Annotated in this window: 16 protein-coding genes, 6 tRNA genes and 1 pseudogene; 10 read left to right on the forward strand and 13 right to left on the reverse strand. The window is 55.9% G+C overall.

Annotation, left to right across the window (positions count from 1 at the left end; genetic code table 11):
- Positions 1 to 22: 22 nt before the first annotated feature.
- The 6 genes from TBK1r_RS20165 to TBK1r_RS38800 all read right to left on the reverse strand — a co-directional run bounded on the left by TBK1r_RS20165 (position 23) and on the right by TBK1r_RS38800 (position 1,066).
- Positions 23 to 94: transfer RNA gene (locus tag TBK1r_RS20165), tRNA-Asn, on the reverse strand.
- A gap of 94 nt (positions 95 to 188) precedes the next feature.
- Positions 189 to 262 (reverse strand) — tRNA-Pro (locus TBK1r_RS38795).
- A 9-nt stretch (positions 263 to 271) separates the two neighbouring features.
- Positions 272 to 342 (reverse strand) — tRNA-Gly (locus TBK1r_RS20170).
- A gap of 115 nt (positions 343 to 457) precedes the next feature.
- Positions 458 to 530 (reverse strand) — tRNA-Lys (locus TBK1r_RS20175).
- A 34-nt stretch (positions 531 to 564) separates the two neighbouring features.
- Positions 565 to 638 (reverse strand) — tRNA-Ile (locus TBK1r_RS20180).
- A gap of 341 nt (positions 639 to 979) precedes the next feature.
- Positions 980 to 1,066, reverse strand: a tRNA-Phe gene (locus TBK1r_RS38800).
- A 421-nt stretch (positions 1,067 to 1,487) separates the two neighbouring features.
- Here TBK1r_RS38800 and TBK1r_RS20185 point away from each other — a divergent pair.
- Positions 1,488 to 1,634, forward strand: a pseudogene (locus tag TBK1r_RS20185) (CoA-binding protein); the annotation flags it as partial.
- An 8-nt stretch (positions 1,635 to 1,642) separates the two neighbouring features.
- On the opposite strand, the gene TBK1r_RS20190 reads toward TBK1r_RS20185, so the two are convergent.
- Together TBK1r_RS20190 and TBK1r_RS20195 are read right to left on the reverse strand one after the other, a co-directional pair.
- On the reverse strand, positions 1,643 to 1,909 hold the full coding sequence (locus TBK1r_RS20190) for a protein-tyrosine phosphatase family protein (protein ID WP_419580193.1): 267 nt from the start codon (positions 1,907 to 1,909) through the stop codon (positions 1,643 to 1,645).
- Positions 1,910 to 1,938: 29 nt separating this feature from the next.
- On the reverse strand, positions 1,939 to 3,654 hold the full coding sequence (locus TBK1r_RS20195) for an arylsulfatase (RefSeq protein ID WP_419580194.1): 1,716 nt from the start codon (positions 3,652 to 3,654) through the stop codon (positions 1,939 to 1,941).
- Between the two features lie 1,225 nt (positions 3,655 to 4,879).
- Here TBK1r_RS20195 and TBK1r_RS20200 point away from each other — a divergent pair.
- The 4 genes from TBK1r_RS20200 to TBK1r_RS20215 all read left to right on the forward strand — a co-directional run bounded on the left by TBK1r_RS20200 (position 4,880) and on the right by TBK1r_RS20215 (position 8,069).
- Positions 4,880 to 5,281 carry a recombinase family protein gene (locus TBK1r_RS20200; RefSeq protein WP_145214596.1) on the forward strand — a complete coding sequence of 134 codons (402 nt, stop codon included), beginning with the start codon at positions 4,880 to 4,882 and terminating at the stop codon, positions 5,279 to 5,281.
- A 148-nt stretch (positions 5,282 to 5,429) separates the two neighbouring features.
- A complete protein-coding gene (gene tnpA, locus TBK1r_RS20205) occupies positions 5,430 to 5,786 on the forward strand; it encodes an IS66 family insertion sequence element accessory protein TnpA (RefSeq protein WP_145207197.1) in 357 nt (118 codons plus the stop codon).
- On the forward strand, positions 5,783 to 6,133 hold the full coding sequence (gene tnpB, locus TBK1r_RS20210; protein ID WP_145207196.1) for an IS66 family insertion sequence element accessory protein TnpB: 351 nt from the start codon (positions 5,783 to 5,785) through the stop codon (positions 6,131 to 6,133). The genes tnpA and tnpB overlap by 4 nt, the downstream gene beginning before the upstream one ends.
- Positions 6,134 to 6,245: 112 nt before the next feature.
- Positions 6,246 to 8,069: an IS66 family transposase gene (locus tag TBK1r_RS20215; protein WP_145207195.1), complete on the forward strand. Its 1,824-nt coding sequence runs from the start codon at positions 6,246 to 6,248 to the stop codon at positions 8,067 to 8,069.
- Here TBK1r_RS20215 and TBK1r_RS20220 read toward each other — a convergent pair.
- A complete protein-coding gene (locus tag TBK1r_RS20220; protein WP_419580195.1) occupies positions 8,044 to 8,541 on the reverse strand; it encodes a hypothetical protein in 498 nt (165 codons plus the stop codon). The genes TBK1r_RS20215 and TBK1r_RS20220 overlap by 26 nt on opposite strands.
- A 357-nt stretch (positions 8,542 to 8,898) precedes the next feature.
- Between TBK1r_RS20220 and TBK1r_RS20225 the strand changes: the two genes are divergently transcribed.
- The 4 genes from TBK1r_RS20225 to TBK1r_RS20240 are packed head-to-tail and all read left to right on the forward strand — an operon-like array spanning position 8,899 to position 11,582.
- The gene (locus tag TBK1r_RS20225) at positions 8,899 to 9,105 is read left to right on the forward strand and encodes a hypothetical protein (RefSeq protein WP_145214602.1); all 207 of its coding nucleotides are present in this window, start codon (positions 8,899 to 8,901) and stop codon (positions 9,103 to 9,105) included.
- A 49-nt stretch (positions 9,106 to 9,154) separates the two neighbouring features.
- On the forward strand, positions 9,155 to 9,652 hold the full coding sequence (locus TBK1r_RS20230) for a DUF2924 domain-containing protein (RefSeq protein ID WP_145214605.1): 498 nt from the start codon (positions 9,155 to 9,157) through the stop codon (positions 9,650 to 9,652).
- Positions 9,649 to 11,187 carry a recombinase family protein gene (locus TBK1r_RS20235; RefSeq protein ID WP_145214608.1) on the forward strand — a complete coding sequence of 513 codons (1,539 nt, stop codon included), beginning with the start codon at positions 9,649 to 9,651 and terminating at the stop codon, positions 11,185 to 11,187. The genes TBK1r_RS20230 and TBK1r_RS20235 overlap by 4 nt, the downstream gene beginning before the upstream one ends.
- Positions 11,184 to 11,582, forward strand: coding sequence for a hypothetical protein (locus TBK1r_RS20240; protein ID WP_145214610.1), 399 nt, complete (start codon positions 11,184 to 11,186; stop codon positions 11,580 to 11,582). The genes TBK1r_RS20235 and TBK1r_RS20240 overlap by 4 nt, the downstream gene beginning before the upstream one ends.
- Positions 11,583 to 11,759: 177 nt before the next feature.
- Here the strand turns inward: TBK1r_RS20240 and TBK1r_RS20245 are convergent, their stop codons facing one another.
- From TBK1r_RS20245 to TBK1r_RS20250, 3 genes are all read right to left on the reverse strand, one after another.
- Complete coding sequence (locus tag TBK1r_RS20245; protein ID WP_145214613.1) at positions 11,760 to 14,000, reverse strand: hypothetical protein; 2,241 nt, start codon at positions 13,998 to 14,000, stop codon at positions 11,760 to 11,762.
- Positions 14,000 to 14,149 carry a hypothetical protein gene (locus TBK1r_RS38805; protein ID WP_419580196.1) on the reverse strand — a complete coding sequence of 50 codons (150 nt, stop codon included), beginning with the start codon at positions 14,147 to 14,149 and terminating at the stop codon, positions 14,000 to 14,002. Before TBK1r_RS38805 ends, TBK1r_RS20245 begins: the two co-directional genes overlap by 1 nt.
- Positions 14,150 to 14,651: 502 nt before the next feature.
- Positions 14,652 to 15,782 carry a beta-agarase gene (locus TBK1r_RS20250; RefSeq protein WP_145214616.1) on the reverse strand — a complete coding sequence of 377 codons (1,131 nt, stop codon included), beginning with the start codon at positions 15,780 to 15,782 and terminating at the stop codon, positions 14,652 to 14,654.
- Between the two features lie 1,101 nt (positions 15,783 to 16,883).
- On the opposite strand from TBK1r_RS20250, the gene TBK1r_RS20260 reads away from it, so the two are divergent.
- The gene (locus tag TBK1r_RS20260; RefSeq protein WP_145214619.1) at positions 16,884 to 19,331 is read left to right on the forward strand and encodes a heavy metal translocating P-type ATPase; all 2,448 of its coding nucleotides are present in this window, start codon (positions 16,884 to 16,886) and stop codon (positions 19,329 to 19,331) included.
- On the opposite strand, the gene TBK1r_RS20265 is transcribed toward TBK1r_RS20260, so the two are convergent.
- A complete protein-coding gene (locus TBK1r_RS20265) occupies positions 19,217 to 20,194 on the reverse strand; it encodes a restriction endonuclease (protein WP_419580197.1) in 978 nt (325 codons plus the stop codon). The genes TBK1r_RS20260 and TBK1r_RS20265 overlap by 115 nt on opposite strands.
- Positions 20,195 to 20,374: the final 180 nt, after the last annotated feature.

Here is a 20,374-nt window from a genome sequence, read left to right on the forward strand (position 1 = left end):
CACCCTTCAAACTTCCGAAAGGCTCCGGTGGATGGGCTCGAACCATCAATCGTCTCCTTAACAGGGAGCCGCCTTACCATTGGGCCACACCGGAGTATCAGCCTTGAGTCACGAGTCTCGAGCTTTGAGGGCAAGAACAGTTACGTCGCTCACTCACGACTCAAGTCTCATCCCTCATGACTCCTCAGTCAGGATGGCTGGATTTGAACCAGCGATCTCGTGTTTCCGGAACACGCGGAGTGCCAGACTTTCCCACACCCTGATGACAAAGAGCGCCCAGTGGGAGTCGAACCCACACTTCCGCCATGGCAAGGCAGCAGGCTACCGCTACATCATGGGCGCAAAATTGCATCACAACCAAATTGTCAAAGAACGATGGAAGTTGAAGTGTGAAGGATGAAAACCCGCGTTTGGCAGGCTTCACACTTCGAACTTCCGACTTCTAACTTCCGAAAGGTGGGACCGGTGAGAATCGAACTCACATCGTTCGGTTTAAGAGACCGATGCATTACCTTGTCTGCCACAATCCCAAATTGTTTCATTCTTGTCGTTGTTTCGTTTCAGTCGGCGTGGCGGGAATTGAACCCGCGCTCTGTCGCCTTATAAGGACGCCGCTCTCACCCCTGAGCTACACGCCGTGGTAGCGATGGGGCCGGAGGGATTTGAACCCTCACCTACACGACGACCAACGCGTCCTGCGTCGGTGCCCGAAGTCCGTATAGCTGCCAGTTACACCACAACCCCGAATGTTGGTTGGGCGTATATGTTTCAAACAGTTCTCCATTTCCAACTTCTCCCTTCTCACTTCAAACTTCCAAAGTGGTAGCCCCGAGGATCGAACTCAGCGCGACCCGCGTATCAGGCGGATTTGGGCGACCAGCCCTCGACTACCTCAATAGCGATAAGCTCCTAGCGATTGGCCACTAGCTTTCCTGTTCTTGCTGACAGCTAATCGCTAACGGCTATCAGCTACTCCCAGTGGGCCGGGGAGGCGCTCGAATCCTCGTCTGCGGTGCTTCAAACCGCCGCGCTGTAACGATTGTCGGGGCATCTCAGCTACCAGCCCAAATTGGGTTCGTTTTTGGGTTGCCCGTTCGATGCGGGCACGAAAAAAGGCCCGATGTCTGCGTGACATCGGGCCTTGATGAAAGGCGCTTCGAGAGAAGCAGATGTCACATGCGCAAACGATACGCGGGGGCATTACCATTCAACGGTTGCCCGCCGAAGAAATTGCCTTCGTGTATCCGTTCGAGTCGACTTGATTGGAATTCCGATAACATGGAACGTTCTGCTCGCTTGTGAGGCGGTGAATGGTTGTGTTCAGAGGGAAAGACGCAAAACTACATTCAGGGTTCGCGAAAAAACTCGCTCGAACATAACTACGATGCGCAAGCCCCTGATTCTATTTCACTAAACGCCGTAAAACCAAAGAAATACTCGCCACGATGAACTCAATCGAAAAACTTCTCGCTGCAAACACGCACGCCGTCGCCGATGCGAACGCCGAAGGCGTGAAGAACATCTGGATGCAACCTGGAGCCGAAGAACCGCAGGCCAGCCAGTCTGCTCGCGAGGCCGGAATCAACGTCATCGACGTTGGAGCGTGCGTTCCGGTGTGCCAAGCCCGCGAGTGACTGCCGTCTTAGCCCTTCCAGTCGAGAATGAAGGATTCCTGATCTTTGTTTTCGGGAGCCGGCCAACTCGCTCTTTCATGATCGGCTTGGCGAAGCGTTGTCAAAGCGGACAGCACATCATTCTTGTTCGCCAGACCGTGCCGGAGCAACCAACAGCAGATCGTTGTCCCCGTCCGCCCCATCCCGCCGAAGCAATGGACATAGACTGGCTCACCGGCATCAAGGGACAGGTCGATGGCGTCAAGAATAGACCGCATACGGTCCGTCGTCGTCACGCCCCCATCGTGGGCTGCGTCGATTTCTTCTACTTCGTTTTCGCTGTGGAATGTGCTCTTATCCGAACTTCTTGGACCGCACGCACTTTTCCATTGATGAGAAGCTGAGCTTCCATAAAGCCGGTTCCTTTTGGCAGCCTAATATCCGTCAACTCGACCTGGCTGGGGACGTCGTCAAGTTCTTTGACGATCGTTTTGTCCATCCAAATGAACTTCACCGTGGCGGCCTGCCCATGGTGTTGTCGATGCGGAACGATCGAGATATCGAAGCGATCGATCAGCCCGGGGTTGCTCATTCGCCATCGGCCATAGTTGTTGGGTCGCCACCCCGTCTTGTCGCCCCACCAGTCTTGCCAGGTAAATCGGAAGTCTAGTTTCTGTTCGGGATTCAGTTCGGTGGGATACGGCATGCCGTCGTTACACCGCAGGTGAGTTGTCACATCGTCGAACCAAGATTCGTATTCTCGAACGAAGGCTTTTACCATGTCCGGATGTTTGTCGGCCAGGTCCTGCGTCTCGCCAGGATCCTGTTCAATGTTGTAAAGCTCAAAACCTGTTGGCCCGCCTTGATTGCCGACCACTTTCCACGGTCCACGACGCGCCATGCAGTTTTTGTACTTTGGAGGAACATTCGCGCGGTTGTGCTGCATAAAAAGATAACGCTGTTGGAATTCCTGCGTTTCACCATGCAGCAGACCAAGGATGCTTATGCCATCCACTTTCAAATCGGCGGGCAAGTCGATTCCGCAGGCATCTGCCAGCGTCGGAAGCAAATCGATGTGCATCGCTGGAGTATCGTACTTTCGCCCGCCGTCTAGTGTTTGGGGCCACTGAATCACAAACGGAGAGCGGATACCGTTTTCGTAAACGCTCCCTTTTTTTGCCCGCAATCCGGCTGTGAAATAGGTCGAGTTCGGACCATTGTCGCTCATAAAAATGATGATCGTATTCTCGCGCTGGCCCATCTTCTCCACCGCTTCGAGCAGGCGTCCGAAAGCACCGTCGAACTGAGTGATCATCCCGTAGATCGGCGCGACCCATTTTCGTCCATCGGGATCTGCAAGGTTCTGTTTGTCGTAGTCCGCACGAAACTCATCCGCTACATGGAATGGCGAGTGAGGAGCATTGAGCGGCAGGTAGCAAAAGAACGGCTGTTCGCCTGAATCCTTCATGAATTGAATGGATTCGTCGATGAAGACATCAGTGCAGTAGCCTTTGGCTTTTTTTAAAGTGTCGTTGTACTGCAGCGTCGGATCCCAATACGTGTTGCCAGGGTAGTCGGCAAATTGCCCGATGCCGCCGCCGCCATGAACGACGACTGTTTGAAAGCCTTGGTCCTGGGCGCGCATCGGAAAGTTTTCGCCAAGGTGCCACTTGCCGAAAATACCAGTCCGGTAACCAGCGTCCGCGAAGACTTCCGCGATCGTCGTTTCCTCCGGGTTCATGTTGGACCGTCCGATATACGTGTCGTGCGCTCCGGTTCGAAAGTGGTATCGCCCCGTCATGAGCGACGAACGTGTCGGAGTACACATCGGCGAGACGTAGAAGTTCGTCAGTTCCGTTCCCTCGGCAGCAAACCGATCGAGGTTGGGAGTTTTCAGGACGTTATTCCCGTGGAAGCCGACTTCCGCCCAGCCCTGGTCGTCAGTCATCACCAGGATGACGTTAGGTCTGGACTCGGCGGCAACAGCGACCGTTACACTCGATAGACAGGCGACGATCCAAACGATGCTCTTCATGCTCATGTTGATTTCACCTTCCTATTCATTCCTGAGGTTTCGATGCCCGCTCGGAGCCAGCCATCTTAATGCACTCTGTGCGAGTTACGTACGATTGTGTCGTGGTAGCCGATAGCCGAGCAACTGGCGAGATAGCGCGGCGAATCGCGGTGGCCCGACAGCCGGCCCAGATCTCAAACTCTCTGCCGTACTCTGTCTCTTCTTTGGAATACTCTCGATGTCGCGCGGAACCGGCCAAAGTTGTTAACTGACGCCGGACGATTAACTCAGAGAGTTCGAGAGTATTCGTTGTGGGCCAAGGGGTAAGCTGCCACAAAGTACCTTCTCCGCGTCTCTCCGTCGGCTGAGCGAGAGAGGCGAGAAACACGGTCTAACGCCCGAAAGTCCCGGAAACCCGGGGATCAAACGCAAAAAGGCCGATGCGTGTGCATCGGCCTTTGGCGTTTACTGGCGGGCAGCATCATTTCGATACTGTCCGTGAAGGCTCAAATTTAACCTGCAGGACTGCTGACAAAACAGTTAGCTCAAATGAACGAAAACAGCGTATTTTGCGGCGTTTGGGGATCGCCCACGATCGAATCCGAAACCCGCGCTCGATCAAATTCGACTTGCTGAATTGGCATTCTTGGCCACTCAAGCTTTCCTAAAGCCGAGCATGCGAGGTTCTAATGAAGTCCAGGGCCTCGCCCCAGCCTTCCCACTTTCACCATTTTCCGTGTGGAGCCGAACGGGCAAACACTGCTATCCTATGCATCGATGGATGATCGTCATATTCGGAGAAAGTGATGTCAAACGAGTCGAAGATATTGCCGAGCGTCAGCACAGCCGGTCTGGAGGCGCTCGCTAGCTCAATGCTTGCCCCACGGTCCCAATCGCGACTTGATGACCTGTTGCAGCGCAACTCTGAAGGTGGACTTTCCAAGGAAGAAATTGACGAACTGGATTCTTTGTTGGAGCAGGTTGACGAGCTAAATTTGTCAAAGGCGCGAGCCGAATACACGCTTCGTCAACAACCGCAAACGGGTACGTCGTGACGGCATACGTGTCCGCAGAACTTCGCGCGCGAGTCAGTGAGTTCTTCGAAGCCCGCTGTGCCTACTGCCAAACGGCGGAGTCGCTTACCGTTACAATCTTTGAGATTGAACACCACGCAAGCAACGCTAAACCAACTACCAAATCAAATACAATGCTTTGATCAACATTGAAGCTTGTATCAATTTGGTTTTTTCAGATGTCTCCCACCTTCGATCGGTGCGCGATCTACACGCGGCAATCGCGAAGCAGCAGTAGCGTGCTGTCTTCCTGCGAAGCTCAGCAGCGAATCTGCAGGGACATGGCGGAGGTATTTAAGTGGAATATCGTCGACGTCTTCGAGGATCTGGGGCAGTCAAGTGAGACCCTGATGCGTCCGGCAATGCAACGGATGAGCACCAACGCCAGTTCACGCGGGAACATTCGGTATCGCCACTATCAGTGCCGATCCACAGCGGGAGGACGACCGCCGTGCCCGAGTGTTTGGTTAAATGCCTGGGACATGGAAGAGTTCGTCGCAGCGAGAATCGGCACTTGGGAGGCTTCACCTGAGCTGGCGAAAACGTTTCGTAATGATTGGCCCTCGATGGTTTCAGAATAGAAGTACCGGCTACTTCACGAGTACATCGTTAAAGTCACTTACAACGCGGACACAAGCGACGTTGATATGTAACCGTACACCAGAACCGTTGTAGGCGCGGGGTTTACCGTGGTGGGTTTTGTTTCGTTTCACCAAACGGAGAAAACTCATGCCCCGATCCAAAACTGCCAAGGTTTGGCAGGAACGGTTGCGTCGATTTGATCGCTCGCGAATGACCGTCGCCCAGTTCTGTCGAAATGAAGGCGTCTCGCAGCCGTCCTTCTATCAATGGAAGAAAAAGCTGCGCCAGTCGCCAGCACTCCTCGAGCCAGAGCCAGGCGAGCCGAACGTCCAGTTCGTGCCGCTTCGCCTACCTGGCCTGCCCGGCGATCAGGCTGGCGAGCCTGATCGGGTCGTCGGCCCGGCGACTGCCTGCACCACCATCGAACTTCCCGGCGGCATTCGAATCCGCGTGGAGGTCCCGACGGATCGGCAACCAAGCCAACAGCCGGAGGCCCGGCCATGATCGGGTTGCCCTCCGGTGTGCCGATTTATCTTTGCACCGAACCGGTCGATTTTCGCAAAGGCTTCGACGGACTGACCGGCATCGTCACCACTGCGATGAATCACAGCGTGACCGATGGTTCGTTGTTCCTGTTCGTCAATCGCAGACGCGATCGCATCAAAGCCCTGTGGTGGGAAACCGGCGGACTGACGCTCTGGTATCGAAGGCTCGAACAAGGCACCGTCGAAATACCAAAGGCAGAGGACGGCAGCTCGCACATCGTGATCGATAACGTCGAACTGGCCATGTGGATCGCAGGAGTGTCACTGAAAGCGGCCAAGACCCGACGCAAACGAATGGCAGCTTAGCCCATCGCCAATCGACTCGAAACGAACCGGCTCCACGAAATTTGTTTCGCGGAGTCGGTTTTTTTGCGCCTTGCTTTGCGCGATTTGGAGTGAAATTTATAATGTCGCCATCATGAATTCGAAGCCTCTTCCAAACGACATCGACGCTTGCCATCAACTGATTGCAGAGCTGCAATCGCAGGTCGGCGAACATCAACAGATCATTGGCAAGCAGGCCACCGAGCTATCGCTCAAAGACAAGCTGATCGAGGAGCAAGCTCATAGCGTCCTGGAACTCAAAGCCGATCACGACAAGCTCGACGAGAAGGTCATCGAGCTAAACCTGAAGATCGAAAAACTGCTCAAACAACTCTACGGGCGCAAGAGTGAACGACGCGTCGATGGCGAAGGCCAGTTGTTTTTGGATCTCGGAGAAGAGCCCACGCCCGAGGTGGTCAGCGCGCTGGAAGAAGCCATTCGCGAGGCCGAACAGATTGTCGATGACGCCGAAGAGGCAAACAAGAAACGCAGAAAGAAACGTCCGGAACCAAGCGACCGCAAGTTCCCCGAACACTTGCCGCGATACGAAAAGATCGTCGACCTGCCCGAAGCCCAACGCAAAGGCCTCATCCTGATCGGCTATGACGAAGTCGAGACGCTCGAAAGCACCGCCGGTGAACTGAAAGTCCGGGTGACCAAGTATGCCAAGTACGCTCACCCGACCGACAAATCACAAGGAATCGTCACTCCCGAGCGTCCCACCGGTCTGGTCGAAGGCGATCGCTTTGACGCCTCGATTGGAGTCGAAGTTGTGGCCTGGAAATACTTCTATCACCTGCCGTTTTATCGTCAGCAAGATCTGTTCGCCGGCAGTGGCTGGACGCCCAGTCGCAGCACATTGGGGAACATCGAAACGGCCGTCGAGTTCGCGCTTCGTCCGCTTGCTGATTACTTGCGAAGCGTTTTGAAGCACGATCGCACGGTCGGCTGCGACGACACCGGTGTGTTGTTGATCACACCGAAGGCCATGCCTGACCTATCGGAACATCCCCGCGGCAAGCGGATCGGCGAAGTGCTTGGAAATGCGATCGAGTCCGGCAAGCCAAGCATCAACGCAAACATGTGGGGCTACTACGCCTCACGTCTTCCGGTGGTGGTGTTCGATTTTACGGTGAGTCGTCACCGCGATGGACCGGATGATGTACTGAGTGATTTTAAAGGCAACGTCCTAGGAGACTGCTGGTCGGGTTTTCAAAAGATCGATCTACGAAGTGACTCGCGAATCACGTTCGCGGCATGCTGGGCGCATGCGCGTCGCAAGATCGATGAGTGTCGCGGTGCGTTCCCTCTGCAAGTGGCGAAGTTGGAGTCGCTGATTCGGATGCTTTACGACGTAGAAGACCAGATCAAGGAGCTTGACGATGCAGCGCGTCTTGCGCGACGTCAAAGCTTATCGCGTCATGTTCTCGACCAGATCGCGGAGTACCTCGACAGCGAAGCGATGCAGTCACCGTCGGTTCTTCCCAAGAGCAATCTCGGTGTGGCGGCTGGCTATGTGCGACGTCACTGGGAAGCACTGTGCCGCTTCACCGAGGACGCGACGATTCCGCTGGACAATAACGATTGCGAGCAGTTGATGAAACGCGTCGCCACGGGAAGGAAGAACTGGCTCTTTAAGGGCTCGGTGGCTTCAGGAGAGCGAGCAGCAAACCTGCTAACGATCATCGGCAGCGCGATCCGCAACGACTTGGACGTGCGAGCGTACTTGGACGATGTCTTACGGAGGGCGCTCGCCGGCGAGACAGACTGGTCCGTACTGACTCCCCACGCATGGAAAGCGGAGCACCCTGAATCGATTCGCGAGTACAGGCAGGACGAACGCCGCCAAGCCGCCGACCGCAAACGCACCCGCCGAGCCCGCCGCCGCCTCCTCAACAAGTCAACCAGACGTCGCTAACTGGTTCTGGTGTACGGTTACGCCTCAGAAGAGTTTCGCGATGGTGTAGCCAAGCTTGGGTGACGATGTCGGTGGCCGAATGGTTGCCATTGGTCGTGAGCTGCAAATCGGCCATGCTCAAATGATCCAGCACCACGTCGATCGCTCTGGGGGCGGACATCTGATCAATCATCGAAAGTGCATCGAGCAAATCTGGCGGCGCCTTTTCGCCGGGCGAAATTAGAATCGGCATCAATCGTTGGTGGTCGAGCCGTGAGGCTTTGCTCGGAGTTGGCAACTTCAACCCGCGAGACCTCAAGAACTCGGCGTGTGGTTTCAGCAGTGTGAGCAGACGAATCGGATCGATCGAGCGTACAACCTCGGGTTTAGAGAGACGCGTGAAGCGGAGGGTTGGCATTGATTTCCCTGTTTCAAAAACTGTTTTCACATGGTGCGGAGTAAGAAATGTCCTTCCCTGTTTGAAGCGAATCACCAGCAAGTCCAACAAGCTGCACGATACGAACCGGGTGGGGCGGCCGACGGATTCCACCGCCAAAGTTCCTGTATTGGGTCTCCATTCCGCTCATCCGTGGCCTGGTTCCTGAGCGTCCTAACAGCCACCCCATCTTTCCCGACTCGCAGCTGCTAGCATCTCAGCGACTTGTGACACCTCTGGTCACCAGCGAAAGAAAAATCGTTATTCCAATGAACGAACTCCGGCGCCGCTGTATTCGAGAAATGATTCTTGGCGGTCACCGGTCAAATGACTCGCAGTCCGGGTAGTTCAAGGGGTAGAGGCGGTGTGTGTTAACCGCCCGATCCCATTCCGTTTGTCTGGAGCGACCCTGATTTGGCTTTTACCAACCTCTCCGATATGCCGCAGGTCGATGTTCAACGCCGTCGCGAAATCGTCAATCTGCTTGCCGATGCGATCTTCGATTTCATCACGACGGCTGTGATCGAGCGTGCCAACACGACCAATCCTGGCGAACAAGAAACTTCGCAAAACTTATCAACAGATCGCTTGATCTCTTCGTCAACTGATCGCTCTCTGTGACACGCGGTAAACGACCGCGAGACAACCGATTCCCAGTCACGGAGAGAATATGAGTTTGAACATCAAGAAAGAGGTCGCTGCGCTAAGTCGCATGACGGTTGACCAGCTGCAAGACAAGTACTTCGATGTCTATGGCGAGACGACCAAAGGTCGCCACAAACAGTGGCTCATTAAAAGAATCGCCTGGCGAATGCAGGTGAATGAGTACGGAGGCTTGTCTGATCGAGCCCTTGCCCGCGCACGCGGAATCGCAAACACGGCTGACTTGCGCGTCATTCCGCCGTGCGATCCGACGGAGGTTCCAGAACGCATCCCCGATCGCATGCAACTACATCCTGAGAAGCAAGACGATCGACTTCCGGCACCGGGGCTAACAATTCCGCGAGTCTATAAAGGTGTTGAATACGTCGTAACCGTCATGGAAAGCGGCTTTGAGTTTGAAGGCGAGTTCTACAAATCGCTTTCCGCAATTGCCAAGAAGATCACCGGCCAACACTGGAACGGCTACCGCTTCTTCAAGCTCCAGAATCCGGAGCCACAACAATGAAGAAGGACAACCAAGCTAAAAAGCGGGTTTGTTGCGCGATCTACACACGCAAAAGCACCGAAGACGGACTTGAACAGGAGTTCAACAGCCTCGACGCACAACGTGACGCCGGCGAAGCCTACATTGCCAGCCAATTGCACGAGGGATGGGAGTGTTTGCCGACAAAATATGACGATGGCGGCTTCACAGGTGGCAATCTCGATCGGCCTGGTATGCAGCGACTAATGGCCGATATCGATGACGGAAAGATCGACTGCGTGGTCGTCTACAAGGTGGACCGCCTCAGCCGATCATTGATGGACTTCTCGCGAATTATGGAAAAGTTCGATGCCCGCGGCGTCGCGTTCGTTTCGGTGACCCAGCAATTCAACACTGCCAGCAGCATGGGCAGGCTGATCCTGAACGTGTTGTTATCTTTCGCCCAATTCGAGCGAGAAATGATTAGTGAACGGACGCGAGACAAAATCGCGGCTGCTCGCCGCCGTGGCAAATGGTCCGGTGGCATGCCGCTGCTTGGATACAACGTGATCGACTCCAAACTGGTTGTCATGTCCGAAGAGGCCGAACGTGTTCGACAAATCTTCAAACTCTATCTCCAGCACAATTCGCTGCTTCAGACCGTCAAAGAGACCAATGACCGCGGTTGGCGTACGAAATCATGGACCACGAAAAAAGGCACCGTCCGTGGTGGCAAGCTGTTCGAGAAAACTAACTTGCACACGCTGCTAACCAACCCGACGTACATCGGCCAGGTTCGCTACCGCGACGAGGTCCATCCTGGTGAGCACCAATCAATCGTTGACGAGTCGCTCTTCATGGCCGTGCAAAAACGCCTCCGCACCAACGGCCGCGGCAATGAAATATCACGCAACAAGCATGGCGCGTTGCTGCGGAGTCTTCTGCGGTGCAAGCACTGTGGCCGAGCGATGGTTCACAGCACGACCAGTAAGAGTAATCGGCGATATCGCTATTACGTCTGTGGCGGCGCCCAGAAAAGTGGTCACGCCAGCTGCCCATCGCCATCAATTCCCGCAGATCCAATCGAAGCATTCGTTGTTAGTGAAATCAAGGCGATTGCCAGTGACCACGAACTGATTGCCGACATCTATGAACAAATGCAGAGCAAGTCGAAAGCGAGGCGGGATGATCTCTTACGCGAGCGCGACGCCCTCATCGAATTTTTGCGTTCCTACCACGGACAACTCCAACACCTCGCCATCACAAACGGTCCGACGGAGCTGGTTGCCGATATACAAACTCGCATCTCGACCTCGGAGCGCCGCCATACCGAACTACAAGAACAGATCGCTGCCCTTGAGGCCAAAGCACCACGCCGCAGCGACATCGCTGATTCGCTCGCACGATTTGACGAGCTTTGGCAATCGATGAAATCCAAAGAACGCTGCAGCCTGGTCGAACTCCTCGTTGCCGGCATCGACTACGACGGCGTCCAAGGCAGCGTTGACATCCACTTCCACAGCACGGGCATTGCCACGCTTGGCACGGCCGCCGAAACACCGGAGAGCACTTCATGAACGAAACCACGTCCGTCAAACGAAGTTTCAACGTCCAGCGGAAAAGCCACGGCCGCCGCGCCGTCGTTTCTGGCACGGCCCCGACGCCGCCACCAGTCGGCCGTCTCCCGCGGATCACCCGCCTGATGGCATTGGCGATCCACTTCGACGACTTGCTACGGACCGGCGTCGTGCGTTCCCAAGCCGAACTCGCCAAACTCGGCCAGGTCACCCGCCCCCGGCTGACCCAAATCATGAACCTGCTCTATCTCTGTCCGAGCATCCAAGACGCGATCCTTTTCCATCCACCGATTACCTCTGGCCGTGATCCGATCACTGAACGTGATTTAAGAGCCGTTTCTCGGTCAGTGAATTGGCGGGAGCAGCGGCGGATATGGAGCCAGATCGGTGGCTGAGTCGCTGTCCTATGAAGCTGCTTAGCTGCTTTCGGTGTGGACGACCGCCTGCAGTTGGACAGTTGCAAAAGTCACCTCGGTTTGTCCAACCGCTGGCTCGAAGAAGAAACCGGAATTGCAGTCGGTCGATATCACCGACGCGAGCGAAAGCAATGGAGGTGCTCCTCAAGTCTTGTGTCAGTCTCCATTTCCTGATTGAGCTTTCTTGTCGCCTGATTCGGTTTGTTGGCTCTTGGCTCCCGCAGCGCTTCTTCCAACAGTGTCTCTCGGTCCGGCAAACCCCGGCCCGCCGGCCCCAACGTATCCGTGGCTGGCACCGGACTCGTCGGGACTGACCCAGAAGGCGTATAGGGCGCCGTTTTTGAGATGGAACCGGAACCGGACCCGTTTGCCGACAAGGGCCGAGAGATCGTTGTCTTCTTGCCAATTGACTTCCGCAAGTGTCTTGTCCCCGGAAACCGGATCACAGTTCTTTAGGGTAAACGGCTCGATCGCGTTCCCGCCCTCATCCAGTACTTCGACAGTCAATTCGCCCTCGGGGCAATCAACGTTCACGAACAGGTTCTTTCCCTGGAACGTCACCGGTCTCGTCGTAAGCGTTCCAACCTCTTTGCCTGCATTCATGGAGGCGAACCCGTCACGTCGCAGAATGGCTAAGCCGGTCGAGGCGTCTCGATCCCACGCATCGCCATGGCGCGGCTTGGCGTGGCCGCTGAAATAAAAGTACAGCTTGTCGCCCACGACCAGTGGGCCGCCGGCACATGACTGCACGTTGCCATACCTCCAGCTGCTTGCGTCCCAAGTGCAGGAAATGAACCGTTCCCGGCTCGGGCGGTCCCAGTGGAAACCGTCGCGGCTGAATCCTAGCAGGATGTCGTTTCGTTTTTGGAGGTTGAGTTCGCCGCATACTTCGTTCGATGGTCCCTGCCATATCGAGAATTGTCCGAGCATCAAGCTCTCGTACGGTGCCGCGTCCAGGTTGTACAATTGCGGGGCAATCTCAGAGAACCGTGAATCGGTGTGCCGAGGATCAAGTTTATCAGCCCCGGTCCAGTTCACAGACTCTCCCGTAGCCTCACCAAGGACCATCCTTTCTCCCTCGATGTGAGGTCCGTTGTATGTGACTTCGGACATCAAGTCTCCGACGGTCGGCCCTTCGATGTAGGATCGCGTCCTCCTCCCCTTGTCATCCTCCGTTCGTTGGCTGAGTACCCACACGTCCCGGAACGGATTATAGAAGGCGGTTGAGCGGTCGCCCCAAATCCTGGCTCGCTCATCCTTTGGCTCCGACCAATGAACCCCGTCGGCACTGCTGCGATAGGTGTAGAACCAGCCGATTTTATCGTCTTCAATATGAAAATCTTCGCTGGCAAAATACTTGAACTTCTCCTCCGTATTCGCGGCCCGATGATCCAGCCAAACCGTGCTCGAATTGACGCTCTCGGGGTGTAGTACCACGTTTGCGTGGTCCGTGCTCTCGGCGCGATTGGTCTTCCCGGCGGGATTGATTGCGAAGAAATCGAAACGGTCGGATGCCAGCATCGCCGCCGTCATTGTGAACACCCCGTTCCCACTCGCCGTGTCGAGAGTCCCGCGGTCGTCAAGGACAAAGCCTGCCTCGCCAAAGCCGATTTCGACGTGCTGGAGAGTCGAAAGGTCAATCTTCTTGCCTTGAGCGTCGATCGCCGTGAAGGAAACTTTATCGCCAGCGGTAACTTTTCTGGGAAGCTTCAAGCATACAGAACCGACCTCTCCGGAGACGCGTTTCAGCGGGCAATTCCCACCAGCGGCGAACGCGGCCGCGACGGATTTAAAGGGAGCATCTTCCTCCGGGTGCGCCAACACGCAGGCTAGCTCTCTGGGCAGGTCCGACGTTGCGCCGGGCTGGTTCCACCTCGGCGTTTCCCAATGGATTCCATCCCTGCTCGTCGCGTACAAGAGGGTGCTCTCGCCGCCCGAGTACCAGATCTTGAAAAGATTGTCGGCCGGATCGTACCACGCACCTCCGCTGAAGGGCGCTTGGTAGTCGCCGGGTCTGTCGCGCCGGATAACCGGGTTCTCCGCGCAGTACTCGGGCTGGTGGAAGGTGCGACGCAACGTGGTCGTTTCGATAAGAAAATCGTCGACAAAGAGCTGGCGCCCCACATCGATGGGAATGACCGCGGGGGGATGAGCAAGGTAAGGAACCGGCATCGGGTCGCGCGCTAATTCACCATAGTCCGGCGGCCATGCTTCCGGCAGCACGATGCCATTGTAGAGACATCTATCGACACTCACAGGACGATTCTGTTGCGGAGAGGTTGTGTTCGATCCCTCCTTTGATGGTCCTCGCTTATCGATGGTATTTTGGGAACAGCCGCACGTTAGCACGCAGAGTCCAACCATCAGTACTTTGAAGAGGCCTCGCAGCTCATCCATTACTCTTCATCCTTGTCATCGCGAGTCACATTGGCGTGTTCGTTGAACAGATTGCGCGCATCGGAACCAACCGATCGCGCCAGTGAATTGATCGGATCGTGGCGAACCGGACGATCTGTCTGTCGTAGCTTGCCTGCAAGCAGGGGCATCGCATTCGGATTGCTACTTCCACGTATCGGTTCCAAGGTATTGTATCCACCGTCGAACAGGGTGAGGGAGATGTATCGGATGGAGAATTGGATCGTCGCGGTGCATTTCCGTGCCGACTACAGGCGAGCCTCCCCTCTGATGAAGTTGCCTTTGTGTCCCCACGTCGCAGCGACGCCTTGCGCGCGGAGGTGAGGCACACCGCCTGCATTTCGCAGCCATTCGAACTCGCGTCGGTTGCATCGCCCTGCGCGACTTGGCTCATTTCCTTCGCCGCACAATTCCCTTCTATTCGGCTGGTTTCTGGGCGAACTCTGCAGATAGGTTTAGTCCCGAACTCGCTGCGAGTGCCCAAACTACAGCAGTCCTTTCGAGCTCAGCAGTTTCGAGGCTCGCTCAGGACACGCCTACTAGGGATTTGTGATCGTGACTCATGACGTTTTGTCCTGAGTCAGTTGGCAGCTGACGGCTTCTGCTCCCCGACAGTTGGACCGACGTGCCCAGTCAGCCCTTCGGGGTGATCTCTTCGCGGTGCTTGTTGAACTCGCGAATGGCTTCGATGAGGCCGGGGCGCGGGGCGAGGCCCTTGTCGAAGAAGCCCTGCTTGATGCCGCTTTTCTGGAAGCCGCCGGTGGAGTCGACGGGATTGCACCAGAAGGCGCCGATGAGGTAAGAGGTCGCCATGCCTTCGCGGAGGTAGGCGGTGTAGGCATCGCCGGCCGCCCTTGCGTTCTCTAAGGGCTTGTAGCCGCGGATGTTCTTGTCGCCGTCCACAAAGCGGATCGCGAAGTCGCAAATGAGGATGGGCTTGCCGGAGACCTTGTGGACGCGATCGAATTCCGCTTTCGGAAAGCCGGGATTGTAGTGGGGTTGGATCGCGATGGCGTCGACGTAGGGGAGCATCTCCTGGAGGACGTCGTAGTCGATCGTGAAGGGGGCGAAGCGGTCGCCGAAGATGAGGTGATTGGGATCGTACTTCCGGTTTGCCTCCCCAAGGACGCGGAAATACTCGGCAGCGATGCGGCGGAGGAAGGTCTGGTCGCGGGCTTCGGGGCCGTCCCCCTTCCAGGTTTCGAGGAAGGAGTCGTATGCTTTCCGGCCGGGGGCGCCCGCGGGAAGGTCGCGAGTGAATTCGACCCAATTGGTGCCCTGGTTGTTCTTCAGTCGCCAGACACCAAGATCGGTCCAGCAGTAGCCGATGAGGTTGGGGTTGTCCTTGTTCTGGTAGCAGAGGTGACGGATCTGACCATCGAGTCTCCACTGGACCTTGGGATCGAAGATGTCGACGTAGCTGAAGCTGCCGTCGCCGCGGTACATGGACATGGGGACGACGTGGTTCACGCTCGCGATGTAGGGCATGTCGTCCTTGAGCGAGTCGGGGCAGCCGTAGCCGTAGGCGTTGAAGCCGGCGTCCTTGCAGGCCTCGGCGATCTTCTCGTAGGGGTCGCCGATCTTCACCGTGCCGATGTGGGTGATACCGTGGGCAAAGAAAGGCTTGCCCTGCGAGTCGACGAGCCAGCTGCGACCGTCGATTTCCTCGAGGTGGATGAAGCCGGTGGCTTCTGCGGCGGTGGCGGCGGGGGGAACGAGCGAGGGAATGACGGCGGCGAGAACGAGGTGGACGAAGGATTTCATGATGAATTCCAATCGGTGGACTTACTGAAAGGTTAGAGTATTGCCGATCGTGCAAGAACTTTCCAACGCGATTGCACGGTCCTTCTTTGGCGGTCAGGCGGGGCGAGCGAACTGCTCACGATCGGCCTCATGACTTACAAGTCGCTATAACGGGACAGTCTCAAGCGAACGATCCTGCGGTTGCATCGACCGAAAGCTGCAATCGGCCTAGCTTCCTGCAGGCGGTGAAACAGACCTCCGCGCCGAATCGCCAACGGCTAACTGTCTCCGGTTGCATCGGCTGCCATTCGATGCATCGGTCACCCTCACCCAGTAGAGAAACAGGCAGTTGCAAACTGCGTGAGCAAGCTTTCGCCTGAGACTGTTAACCCGTGTGTTAACCGAGACTCCCTGTAAACCAGAGACTCTGAGAGTTCTGTTTTCAGAAAGTGTGAGCCCGGACCTGACCCCGAGGGTCGGGTTCGGGCTCGCACTTTCGGTTAGAGAACCGAGAGCGCGGCGAATTTGGGGTCCAGGGTGCCGAAAGGCCCCGGGAACCGGGGTTAAAACGAAAAACGCCCGCCGAGTGTTATTACCGGGCGGGCGTGAACCGTTGTGGCGAACAAAGTTCGCGAATTTTAAATCAGCTCCCCCGGCAGGACTCGAACCTGCATTCGCTCTGTTGGCTAGGCGTTGTGTCGGCGTCGGATTTGTGTTGTAAGTCATCTTGAGGGTGGGGGTTACTGAGACAGCACGTTGGATTGAGATTGTAACGAAGTTGGCCCGACGTTGCCAACATTGTCACTGATTTGTCACCGATTTTGGATACAAATTCCTCAGCGACCGCAGGCAACGCAAGACCGTGAAAACGGTTGTAGGTTCCAATCACAGTCGCCGTGCGAAGCGGCGGATAGGCAGTGATTGGTCAACGTGTCAGCACAGGTCGTCTGACGCTCTTGGCAGCTTTCGATGCATTCTTCCATGGATGCGGTTGCAGAACTCATTCGTTTCTCCTTTTGAAATCCTAGATGCGGCCCCGTTTCCGCTGAATAAGCGGTACGCAACTTGCATACCACTACGGGGTATATTGGAGAATGACTTTTTGACAGCTTGGAGAAATCGATGGACCACGCCAAAAATCACGAAACGTCATTGCCGGTCGCCGATCCGTCAATGCAAATTGATCCGGTTTGCGGCATGAAGGTGCCTAAAGACAGTCCCCGTTCGGCGGATTTCCAGGGCAAACACTACGTATTCTGTAGTGATGGATGTTTGAGTAAGTTCCAGGATGATCCCGCTGAGGTGCTGGCAAAACGAGCGCAAAAGGAGGCGGCAAGCGGTTCGATTTGTTGCGGTGGAGAAGCCACAATTCAGATCGGAGAATCCTCGACCACTTCGTCGTGCTGCGGTGGTCAACCATCGACCAAGGCGAGCGATTCTCCGGCAGACCCAACTGCCATTTACACCTGTCCCATGCATCCGGAGATCGAGCAGGCTGGGCCTGGCGATTGCCCAATTTGCGGGATGGATTTAGAGCCGAAGGTGGTTTCGTTGGCTGACGAGGGTGATGACCAACAGTACGCTGACATGAAACGTCGCTTTTGGGTTGGCGTCGCACTGTCAGTGCCACTGCTCATAATCGCGATGGGGCCGATGGTGGGATTGCGGATCGCGGATTGGATTAGCCAGACGATGTTTGGTTGGTTGCAATTGGCCCTCGCGACGCCAGTAGTTTTCTGGTGCGGATGGCCATTGTTGGTTCGCGGAGCCAAGTCGTTTCGCACAATGAACTTGAACATGTTCTCGCTGATCGCGGTGGGAACCTTGGCTGCGTACATGTTTAGCTTGGTCGTGGTGCTGCTTCCGGGGGTGATCCCGGAAGCCTTCTTCGAGAACGGTGTTCCACCGCTGTATTTTGAAGCGGCGGCGGTGATCATCACTTTGGTGTTGCTCGGACAAGTGCTGGAACTGCGAGCACGTCAGCAGACTGGCGGAGCAATTCGCGAACTCATGAAGCTTGCTCCCGATACGGCACACCGAATCACAGACGATGGCGAGGAAGACGTCTCGCTGGATTCAGTACACAAGGGTGATCGGTTGCGAGTTCGTCCCGGTGAGAAGGTTCCGGTCGATGGGAAAGTGCTTAGCGGGTCGAGCAGCGTCGATGAGTCGATGTTGACGGGCGAGCCGATGCCTGTGAAGAAGGTCGAGGGCGACGAAATCACTGGCGGAACGTTGAATCAGACCGGTGCACTTGTGATGGAAGCCGTCGGCGTCGGCGGGGACACGGTTCTCAGCCGCATCGTTCAGATGGTTGCAGACGCTCAACGAAGTCGTGCGCCGATTCAGAAACTGGTCGATGTGGTCGCTCGGTACTTTGTGCCAGCGGTGATCGTATGCTCGATTCTCGCGTTCATCGGATGGGCGGTGCTTGGTCCGCAGCCGCAACTGGCTCATGCGTTCGTAGCAGCCGTTGCAGTATTGATCATCGCATGCCCTTGTGCGTTGGGGCTGGCAACGCCGATGTCGGTGATGGTGGGCGTTGGCCGCGGTGCCAAGGAAGGCGTGCTGATCAAGAACGCAGAAGTCCTTGAGGTTATGGAGAAGGTCGACACGATCGTCGTCGACAAGACAGGTACACTCACGCAGGGCCGGCCGGAAGTGACCGGCGTCGAGACGTTTGGCAATTGGAATCAAGACGATGTGTTGACGTTGGCTGCGGCGGTCGAAGCGCAGAGCGAACATCCGCTAGCTCAGGCAGTCGTTCGTCGTGCCAAGGCGGGCGAGCTGCAGGCTGTGGAGGCACGTGAATTCAACAGTATTACCGGTGGCGGAGTTCAGGCGCGCGTCGATGATCATGATGTGTTGATCGGCAAGGCTGACTTGTTGGACGAACAGGGCATCGAGGGAGTCGATGCGGGAAGGGAAAAAGCGGGTTCGCATCAGGCCGAAGGCGCAACGGTTGTGTTTGTGGCGATCGATAACCAGTTGGCCGCTATCCTGGCAATCACGGACCCGATCAAGCAAAGCACGCCGGCAGCACTAAAGACGTTGCACGAACTGGGATTGAAGGTGGTGATGTTGACCGGCGACGCCGAACCGACCGCGAAAGCAGTCGCATCAAGGCTGGGTATCGACGAGTTTCATGCTGGGGTTTCTCCCGAGGAGAAGCATGATTTCGTTCGCAAGTTGAAGAAGGAAGGCAAGACGGTTGCGATGTGTGGGGATGGGATCAATGACGCTCCAGCTCTTGCCGAAGCGAATGTCGGCATCGCCATGGGCACGGGAACAGGCGTTGCGATTGAATCTGCGGGCGTCACGCTCGTCGGCGGCGATCTCCGCGGCGTTGCGGCGGCGGCGAACTTGAGCCGAAAAACGATGAGTAACATTCGCCAGAACTTGTTCTTCGCCTTCATCTACAACGCGCTGGGAATCCCAGTCGCAGCCGGATTGCTCTACCCATTCTTCGGCATATTGCTCAGCCCCATGATCGCAGCCGCAGCAATGAGTTTTAGTAGCGTATCGGTGATTGCAAATGCGTTAAGACTGCGGGCCGCAAAGCTCACCTGATCCTCGGCAGGAATCCATTTCCCATCACTAAGAGTTTTGGGCCATTGACGAAGCGATCGTGACGCCGCTGTAAAAGCGGGCGCAATTCCGTCAATCGTAAGCTTCGCAATTTGGCATACTTCGGCGCTTTCCTGCGTCTTTCTCTCTTCTCGCTCATCTAGGAGATCAACGACAGCTTTGGCGACATCTTCACTGGATCCATCGACTACCTTTCGGAGCGTGAAGAACTCGTCGATCAGGTCAGGAAACGCTTTGATCCGTAGAGTTAGCGAGATCGCTTTTTCTGATGTGATCTCAGGCCACCATTGCTTCGCAAAACTCACCAATTCACCTGATGGCGTTTTCTTGAGGAAGCTCTTCAGCGACTCTTCGGCTGCGGCTTGCCACTTTGCTTGATCGTCGATCAGACCCTGTGCGCCGCTGGTCAAGTCAGGAACCACATAGAACGTTACGCGATCAAATGGGCCGTCGAGACGCTTGTAAAATAGGTTGCTCACCAGCTTGGCAAGTTCAGCCTTGACTTGACTCGCGTCAACATTCTTCGAGAAACGCTTGCATTGAATGAGTTCAACATCGCCGTTGGCATGCCAACGAACAATGTCGCGTCCTTGATCTTTGGTCTTCCCGTAGTAAACGATCTTTTGGCCAGGATTCTCTGCTTTGAGAAGCAAGAAGCAGAGTATCTCGAACACATCACCGGAAAACTTCGAGAACGGTAGTTGCGTCTCGCCTTCGAGCCAGGGTGGCAACCCGAATGGTTCAAGTGATTTCAGTTCCAAACGAGCTTGCTCAATCGTTTGGCGTCTCGGTCTAGTCGGTTCTTGGTCTCCTTCGCTCGAATCATCGCTCACGTTTGGTGACACGGAAACGGCCAACTGTAGTAGTGCCGCGACTTTCTAGCCGCACTTGATATTAACAGTGCACTTCCCACCTCCCAAGGTCCGGGTTCGTTGCACGGGTTCCAGACGCTAAACGTGCTCACTATTTTACTGAGCTCTGGGGGCAGATCTGAAATTGGATTTGGTACAAACGGTTCAACCGCG

This window comes from Stieleria magnilauensis, from assembly GCA_007753675.1.
GTDB lineage: Bacteria > Planctomycetota > Planctomycetia > Pirellulales > Pirellulaceae > Stieleria > Stieleria magnilauensis.